General features: G+C 67.9%; 7 protein-coding genes and 1 CRISPR repeat array. All 7 genes read left to right on the top strand.

Annotated features, from left to right (window positions below):
• Positions 1–740, top strand: a 740-nt coding sequence (locus I73_RS27335; RefSeq protein WP_022980587.1) for a type I-E CRISPR-associated protein Cse1/CasA, incomplete at its 5' end; no start/stop codon positions are given.
• A gap of 1 nt (position 741) precedes the next feature.
• Positions 742–1,314: a type I-E CRISPR-associated protein Cse2/CasB gene (casB, locus tag I73_RS10630; protein ID WP_022980586.1), complete on the top strand. Its 573-nt coding sequence runs from the start codon at positions 742–744 to the stop codon at positions 1,312–1,314.
• A 14-nt stretch (positions 1,315–1,328) separates the two neighbouring features.
• Complete coding sequence (gene cas7e / locus I73_RS10625; RefSeq protein WP_022980585.1) at positions 1,329–2,465, top strand: type I-E CRISPR-associated protein Cas7/Cse4/CasC; 1,137 nt, start codon at positions 1,329–1,331, stop codon at positions 2,463–2,465.
• A gap of 5 nt (positions 2,466–2,470) precedes the next feature.
• Complete coding sequence (gene cas5e / locus I73_RS10620; protein WP_026096574.1) at positions 2,471–3,145, top strand: type I-E CRISPR-associated protein Cas5/CasD; 675 nt, start codon at positions 2,471–2,473, stop codon at positions 3,143–3,145.
• Entirely contained in the window at positions 3,120–3,740 is a 621-nt protein-coding gene (gene cas6e, locus I73_RS10615) for a type I-E CRISPR-associated protein Cas6/Cse3/CasE (RefSeq protein WP_022980583.1), read from the top strand. The genes cas5e and cas6e overlap by 26 nt, the downstream gene beginning before the upstream one ends.
• A gap of 29 nt (positions 3,741–3,769) precedes the next feature.
• A complete protein-coding gene (cas1e, locus tag I73_RS10610) occupies positions 3,770–4,657 on the top strand; it encodes a type I-E CRISPR-associated endonuclease Cas1e (RefSeq protein WP_040500234.1) in 888 nt (295 codons plus the stop codon).
• Between the two features lie 24 nt (positions 4,658–4,681).
• Complete coding sequence (cas2e, locus tag I73_RS10605; protein WP_022980581.1) at positions 4,682–4,981, top strand: type I-E CRISPR-associated endoribonuclease Cas2e; 300 nt, start codon at positions 4,682–4,684, stop codon at positions 4,979–4,981.
• Positions 4,982–5,049: 68 nt separating this feature from the next.
• Positions 5,050–7,275: a CRISPR direct-repeat array (repeat unit 29 nt; unit sequence GTGTTCCCCGCGAGCGCGGGGATGAACCG).
• Between the last annotated feature and the right edge of the window lie 46 nt (positions 7,276–7,321).

The following is a 7,321-nucleotide window of genomic DNA, read 5'->3' as shown; positions in this document are numbered from 1 at the left end:
TGGCCGACGACCCCCATGCGCCCGACCCGATGGCTTGTTTCCGCGTGGGCAGCCAGGGCCTTGTGCGGGTGAGCTTCACGGAAGGCCGCGCCTTTTGGCGGGATCTGCCGGCCATGGTGCCCATGCCCGTGCTGCCCCAGGGGCTGAGCAGCCAGGCCGCGGCCGTGCTGCAGCATGCCCTGGCGCTGCACGGGGCCATGGCCTGGACCGTGCCGGACCAGCCCCTGCTGGTGGCAGGGCTGGCCAGCGACCAAGCCAAGCTGCTGCGCTGGCGCGCCGAGTCCCTGCGGCTGCCCACGGCCCTGGTGGCCGAGCCTGAACGTGCGGCGGAGTTGCGCGACCAGGTGGCCCTGGCCGAGGCCGTGCACCGCGCCGTGGCCCAACTGGCCGTGGGGATGCTGGCCGCCACGCTGCCCGACCCCACGAGCAAGGACACCCGCACGCGGGCCCGCGCGCTGCTGGACGCCGGCCCCTTCACCGCCAGCTACTTTGCGCAGGCGCAGCGGGCCCTGCCGGCGCTGATGCAGGGCCTGGCGGGCGATGCCCAAGACGCCACCCTGGCCGCCTGGCAGCAGGCCCTGCGCGCAGCCGCACTGCAGGCCTGGCAGCAGGTGCTGCAGGGTCTGGGGCGCTCGCCCCGGGCCTTGAAGGCCGATGCCCTGTATTGGCCCCGGCTGCACAGCACGCTGAACCAACACCTGCCCCTTCATTCACCCCTTGCCGCCCAGGAGGAGGCCTGACGTGAGCGAGTACACCCAAGCATTCATCGACCATCTGGCGACGCTGGAAAGGCGCGCGGACAAAGGGCCCATGGCGACCCTGCGCCACAGCCTGGCCTTTCCGCCAGGGCACTATCCCAAGGCCTATCCCTACGTCGAGCGGTTTGCCGCACCGGATTGGCACGCCGAGGATGGCCGCCGCCTGGCCCTCTATGCGGTGGCCGGCCTGTGGGCCCGTCATCCGAGTTCGCGGGCGGTGAGCCTGGCCGCCAGCCTGGGCGAGCTGATGCGTCGGCGTGACAACGCGCCCAGCATCGAGCAACGCTTCATCGCCCTGCTGGGGGCCGATGCCGAGGGCGTGATGGACCACCTGCGCCAGGCCATCAACCTGCTGGCGGCCGAAGGGCTGGGGCTGGACTACGCCCGCCTGCTCAATGACCTGCAGGTGTGGCTGAGCCCCCCGGGGGCCTTTGCCGCTCAGCCCGACCGGCTCGATGACATTCGCCAGCGCTGGGCGCGCGACTTCTACCGCGCGCTGCAGGGGTCTGCTGCCCCGGCCACAGAAACCAACGACCACACCGACCTTGCCCAATGAAGGGAGTCCACACCATGAGCCTGTTCCTTGAATTCCACCTGATCCAGAACTTCGCCCCCTCCAACCTGAACCGGGACGACACCGGCGCGCCCAAAGATGCCTTGTTTGGTGGCCAGCGCCGGGCCCGCATCAGCAGCCAGTGCCTCAAGCGTGCTGTGCGCTTGACGGCGCAGGCCCAGGAACTGGTGCCGGCAGCGAACCGCGCGGTCCGCACCAAGAAGCTGCTGCAACTGCTGCAGGAGCGCCTGGCCGGGCGTGACCCGGAGGAAGCGCGCCAGAAGATCGAGATGGTGCTGGCTGGCGTGGGGCTCAAGCTCAAGGACGATGGCAAGACCGAGTACCTGCTGTTCCTGGGCGACAACGAGGTGGCTGGCCTGGCCGGGCTGATCGAGCAGCACTGGGACGAATTGGTGACCAGCGCGGGCGAGAAGAAGAGCAAGAAGGAAGCGAAGGCGGCCGTTCCGCCCGAGATCACCAAGCAGGCCAAGGCCTTGCTCGACGGCGGCAAGGCCGTGGACGTGGCCCTGTTCGGCCGCATGCTGGCCGATCTGCCTTCGGTGAACCAGGACGCGGCCTGCCAGGTGGCCCATGCCATCAGCACCCACCGGGTGGAGCGTGAGTTCGACTACTTCACCGCGGTGGACGACCGGGGCGATGCCGACGAAACCGGCGCCGGCATGATCGGGCAGGTGGAGTTCAACTCCGCCACGCTCTACCGCTACGCCGTGCTGGACCTGCACAAGTTGATGGCCAATCTGCAGGGCGACCGTGAGCTGGCGCTTTCCTCCGTGGCCGCCTTCACGCAGGCCCTGGTGCGCGCCATTCCGTCGGGCAAGCAGAACAGCTTTGCGGCCCACAACCCGCCGGAGTTCGTGGGCGTTTGCCTGCGCCACGGGGCACCGTTGAGCCTGGCCAACGCCTTCGAGAAGCCGGTGGCACCCCGGGGTGACCAGGCGCTGACCGCTCAGTCCGTGCAAGCGCTGGCCGACTACGAAGCCAAGCTGGCCGCCGTCTACGGGCAGGCCGAGGACCGCTGGCTGGTGCTGGACCTGACCACCCGCTGGCCGGCAGAGCGCGGCCAGACCCAGGCCAACCTGGGTGCGCTGGCCACGGCGTCCCAGGCCCTGGCCGCCCAGGCCCTGGAGGCATGAACACCATGGCCACCTTGCTGCTGCGCCTGCAGGGGCCCATGCAGTCCTGGGGCACCACCAGCCGCTTTGACGAGCGCGACACCCAGCTGGAGCCGTCCAAGTCCGGCGTGCTGGGGCTGGTGTGTGCCGCCCTGGGGCGGGACCGTGCCGAGCCCGTGGACGACCTGGCCGCGCTGCGCATGGGCGTGCGCGTGGACCGCGAAGGCGCCCTCATGCGCGACTATCAGACGGCCACCGGCGTGGTCGTCGCCGCCACCGGCAAGCCTGATCTGGAGCGCACCGTGGTCAGCCCGCGCTTCTACCTGGCTGATGCGGTGTTCCTGGTGGGGCTGGAGGGGGACGACACCGCTTTGCTGGCGCGCATCCACGCGGCCCTGCGGGCGCCCGTCTGGCCGCTGGCGCTGGGCCGCAAGAGCTTTGTGCCCTCCAGCCCCATTCACCTGCCCGACGGGCTGGTCGATCTGCCGCTGGAGGAGGCCCTCCAGCGCTACCAGGCGCCGGACATGCCCCGTCCGCCCGGCCCGCTGCGCCTGGTGCTGGAAACCCGTGAACCCGGCCACGAAGGCGCGGTGCGGCTGGACCAGCCGATGGCGCCGTTTTCCCAGCGCCGCTTTGGCCCCCGGTTCGTCACCAACCATCTCACAGGAGCCTTCGATGCACCTGACCCGGTTGCGGCTTGACCCGCGCAGCGCGCAGGCGCGGCGCGATCTGGCCAGCCCCTATGACATGCACCGCACCCTGGTGCGTGCCTTCGTGTCCGATGCCGAGCAGACGCCGCCCCGCTTCCTGTGGCGCCTGGAGCCCACCAGCCCCTGGCGCGCGCCCGAGCTGCTGGTGCAATCCGCACACCCCGCCCATTGGGAGGCGCTGGCGGCGCTGCCCGGTTACCTTCAGGCCGATCATCCTTGGGAGACACGGCCATTGGATGAGCTCTCCGGTCTGATGGCACAGAGCCGCTGCCGCTTCCGCCTGTGGGCCAACCCCACCGTCACCCGAGAGGGCAAGCGCCGGGGCCTGGTGGCCGAAGCCGATCAGCTGGCCTGGCTGGCCCGGCAGGGCGAGCAGCATGGCTTCTCGGTCGAGACTGTGCTGGTTACCGGGCAGGACATGCTGGAAAGCCGCAAGGCCGACACCCGACTGACCCTGCTGCAAGTCCGGTTCGAAGGGGTGCTGCGCGTGACCGACACCGCGCTGCTGAGCGATGCCGTGCAGGTCGGCATCGGGCCGGGCAAGGCCTTCGGTTGTGGCCTGCTCAGCCTGGCCCGCTGCGCATGAAGCTGCTGCCGCCGCTCAAGCCCCTGCCCATGAAGGACCGCATCTCGATGGTCTTTGTCCAGTACGGCCAGGTAGACGTGCTGGACGGCGCCTTTGTCCTGATCGACAAGGCCGGCGTGCGCACCCACATCCCCGTGGGCTCGGTGGCCTGCATCATGCTGGAGCCCGGCACGCGGGTGTCGCATGCCGCCATCCGCCTGGCGGCCCAGGTGGGCACTTTGCTGGTCTGGGTCGGGGAGTCGGGCGTGCGGCTTTATGCCAGCGGTCAGCCGGGCGGCGCCCGTGCCGACCGGCTGCTTTACCAGGCCAAGCTGGCGCTGGACGACGAGCTGCGCCTCAAAGTCGTTCGCAAGATGTACGAACTGCGCTTTGGCGAGCCCGCGCCGGCGCGGCGCAGCGTGGAGCAACTGCGTGGCATTGAAGGCGCGCGTGTCCGGGCCACCTACAAGCTGCTGGCCCAGCAACACCATGTGAACTGGCAGGCCCGCAACTACGACCATCAACAGTGGGACGCGGCTGATGTGCCCAACCGCTGCCTGTCGGCGGCCACGTCCTGTCTCTATGGCATTTCCGAGGCCGCCGTGCTGGCAGCAGGCTACGCCCCGGCCGTGGGCTTCATCCACACCGGCAAGCCCCTGTCCTTCGTCTACGACGTGGCCGACCTCTTCAAGTTCGAGACCGTGGTGCCGTTGGCCTTTCGCATTGCAGCCAAGGCGCCGCCAGAGCCGGAACGGGCCGTCCGCCTGGCCTGCCGCGACCTGTTCCGCAGCAGCAAGCTGCTCGAACGCATCATCCCGACCATCGAAGAGGTGCTGGCTGCCGGAGAGATTGCTCCGCCACAGGCGCCGCCCGAATCGGTGCCTCCGGCCATTCCGAATCCAGACAGCCTGGGCGATGCGGGCCACCGCAGCCAGTGAGTCTGCCCCCACCGCGCGCGTCACATGCCATTCCTCGTCGTCGTCACCGAGAACGTGCCGCCCCGGCTGAGGGGCCGTCTGGCCATCTGGCTGCTGGAAGTGCGCGCCGGGGTGTACATCGGCGATGTGTCCCGCCGCACGCGCGAGATGCTGTGGGAGCAACTGTCCGAAGGCCATGAGGACGGCAACGTCGTCATGGCCTGGGCCAGCAGCAGCGAATCGGGCTATGACTTTCAGACCCTGGGGCAGAACCGGCGGGAGCCGGTGGACTACGACGGCTTGCGCCTGGTGAGCTTTTTGCCGGCGCCCGCGACCGATCTTTAACAAGCCGAAAATTCGGTAGATCCAACGCACTCCATTTTCCCCTGATGGGACAATGGTTTGCGTTTGGTGTGTTCCCCGCGAGCGCGGGGATGAACCGTCCCCCATGTACTTGCCGTTCAAACACTCCAAGTGTTCCCCGCGAGCGCGGGGATGAACCGCCCCTTGCCGTTGCAGCTTCGGGGTAGGGAACGTGTTCCCCGCGAGCGCGGGGATGAACCGGCGGATGCGATAGCGTCAGATTCGATGCTCATGTGTTCCCCGCGAGCGCGGGGATGAACCGCCATCTCGACATGCTGCCATTCGTCAGCAGGAGTGTTCCCCGCGAGCGCGGGGATGAACCGCCATCCTTGGCCCGTTGCTGAGTGCGCTCAAAGTGTTCCCCGCGAGCGCGGGGATGAACCGATTGAATCATTCAACAATGCAGCATTTATCACGTGTTCCCCGCGAGCGCGGGGATGAACCGATAACGAGAACAGAGGAAACCGCCAGAACAGCGTGTTCCCCGCGAGCGCGGGGATGAACCGTCGGTTAGGAACTTCTCCACAAACGCAAACAGCGTGTTCCCCGCGAGCGCGGGGATGAACCGTTTCGCGGGCCTTCTTTACTTCTCGATCAGTAGTGTTCCCCGCGAGCGCGGGGATGAACCGGCCCGCGCATCGGCGCCCAGTGCCTCGACCTGGTGTTCCCCGCGAGCGCGGGGATGAACCGAACATCGACGACGCGGGCGCCGTGTCGATTGAGTGTTCCCCGCGAGCGCGGGGATGAACCGGATGGAGAGAGAGCATGAACTGCAAACAGTGCGTGTTCCCCGCGAGCGCGGGGATGAACCTTCACGGCCCAGCCGCTGCCATCGAAGCCACCAGTGTTCCCCGCGAGCGCGGGGATGAACCGTAGAAATAGAGCTTTTCGTAGGTGACGCCCAGGTGTTCCCCGCGAGCGCGGGGATGAACCGTCCGGCCTCATGGAGCATATAAACAAACCGACGTGTTCCCCGCGAGCGCGGGGATGAACCGTGGCTTCCTCTGCGGTGGGGCGGTCGACGGCGGTGTTCCCCGCGAGCGCGGGGATGAACCGGACGCGGGGGTGGGCAGCGGCGTCACTTCTTGGTGTTCCCCGCGAGCGCGGGGATGAACCGTTTCTCGGGCCTTCTTTACTTCTCGATCAGTAGTGTTCCCCGCGAGCGCGGGGATGAACCGTTGTCGGGGTCGGCCGGCTTGGGCGGCTCCGGGTGTTCCCCGCGAGCGCGGGGATGAACCGTGTTCCCACAGGCCCCAGCCATTAGGCGCGTTGTGTTCCCCGCGAGCGCGGGGATGAACCGGGCACGAACTGGAGTTGATTGTTCGCCCAAAGGTGTTCCCCGCGAGCGCGGGGATGAACCGCTTCCCCTACCTGCTCTACAAGGGCACGAGCAGTGTTCCCCGCGAGCGCGGGGATGAACCGTGACCGAGGCCTGACCGTGGCCCAGGTACGCCGTGTTCCCCGCGAGCGCGGGGATGAACCGGAGAGATGAGATGATCCTTTACAACTTCACGAGTGTTCCCCGCGAGCGCGGGGATGAACCGTTGGAAGCGGGAATTGAGCTCACCTCGACTCTGTGTTCCCCGCGAGCGCGGGGATGAACCGGGGCTGGCCTATGTCGTCTGCGACGCGTGCAAGTGTTCCCCGCGAGCGCGGGGATGAACCGGCGAAGGATGGAGAGAGAACATGAACTGTAAGGTGTTCCCCGCGAGCGCGGGGATGAACCGCATGTCGTGACAACCCCAATGCCCGTGTCAGCGTGTTCCCCGCGAGCGCGGGGATGAACCGAACCGGGCGGTGCGCGAGCTCGAGCAGACCCGGTGTTCCCCGCGAGCGCGGGGATGAACCGAAATGAGCTTGGATGTGATGCTGACGAATGCTGTGTTCCCCGCGAGCGCGGGGATGAACCGGGTCACCTTCGTCTGTCGGGCGTCCTTGAAGCGTGTTCCCCGCGAGCGCGGGGATGAACCGTGGTTCACCTCACCGCTTTGACCACCTTGACCGTGTTCCCCGCGAGCGCGGGGATGAACCGTTGTCTCACGCAGTGCTACTGATTGAGACAGCGTGTTCCCCGCGAGCGCGGGGATGAACCGCCGATCGATTTTGAGGTCCGCGAAAAGCTCCCGTGTTCCCCGCGAGCGCGGGGATGAACCGACCCACGGGGCAGCCGTGAGCCGCACAGCCTAGTGTTCCCCGCGAGCGCGGGGATGAACCGACAATCATCCGATTGATGGGTTGCTGTCAGCGGTGTTCCCCGCGAGCGCGGGGATGAACCGTTCCTGGCGTACCAAACGGCCACGCTCACCGGTGTCCCCGGAGCGC

It is taken from the genome of Ideonella sp. B508-1 (assembly GCF_000333615.1).
Taxonomy (GTDB): Bacteria; Pseudomonadota; Gammaproteobacteria; order Burkholderiales; family Burkholderiaceae_C; genus Ideonella.
Note: the sequence above shows the minus strand (reverse complement) of the source record. Positions and strands in the feature narration are given on the sequence as shown.

What these genes read in the sequence shown, in the direction of transcription:
- cas7e (WP_022980585.1), top strand. Translation starts at nt 1,329, where the DNA reads ATGAGCCTGTTCCTTGAATTCCACCTGATCCAGAACTTCGCCCCCTCC.
- cas5e (WP_026096574.1), top strand. Translation starts at nt 2,471, where the DNA reads ATGGCCACCTTGCTGCTGCGCCTGCAGGGGCCCATGCAGTCCTGGGGC.
- cas6e (WP_022980583.1), top strand. Translation starts at nt 3,120, where the DNA reads ATGCACCTGACCCGGTTGCGGCTTGACCCGCGCAGCGCGCAGGCGCGG.
- cas1e (WP_040500234.1), top strand. Translation starts at nt 3,770, where the DNA reads ATGAAGGACCGCATCTCGATGGTCTTTGTCCAGTACGGCCAGGTAGAC.
- cas2e (WP_022980581.1), top strand. Translation starts at nt 4,682, where the DNA reads ATGCCATTCCTCGTCGTCGTCACCGAGAACGTGCCGCCCCGGCTGAGG.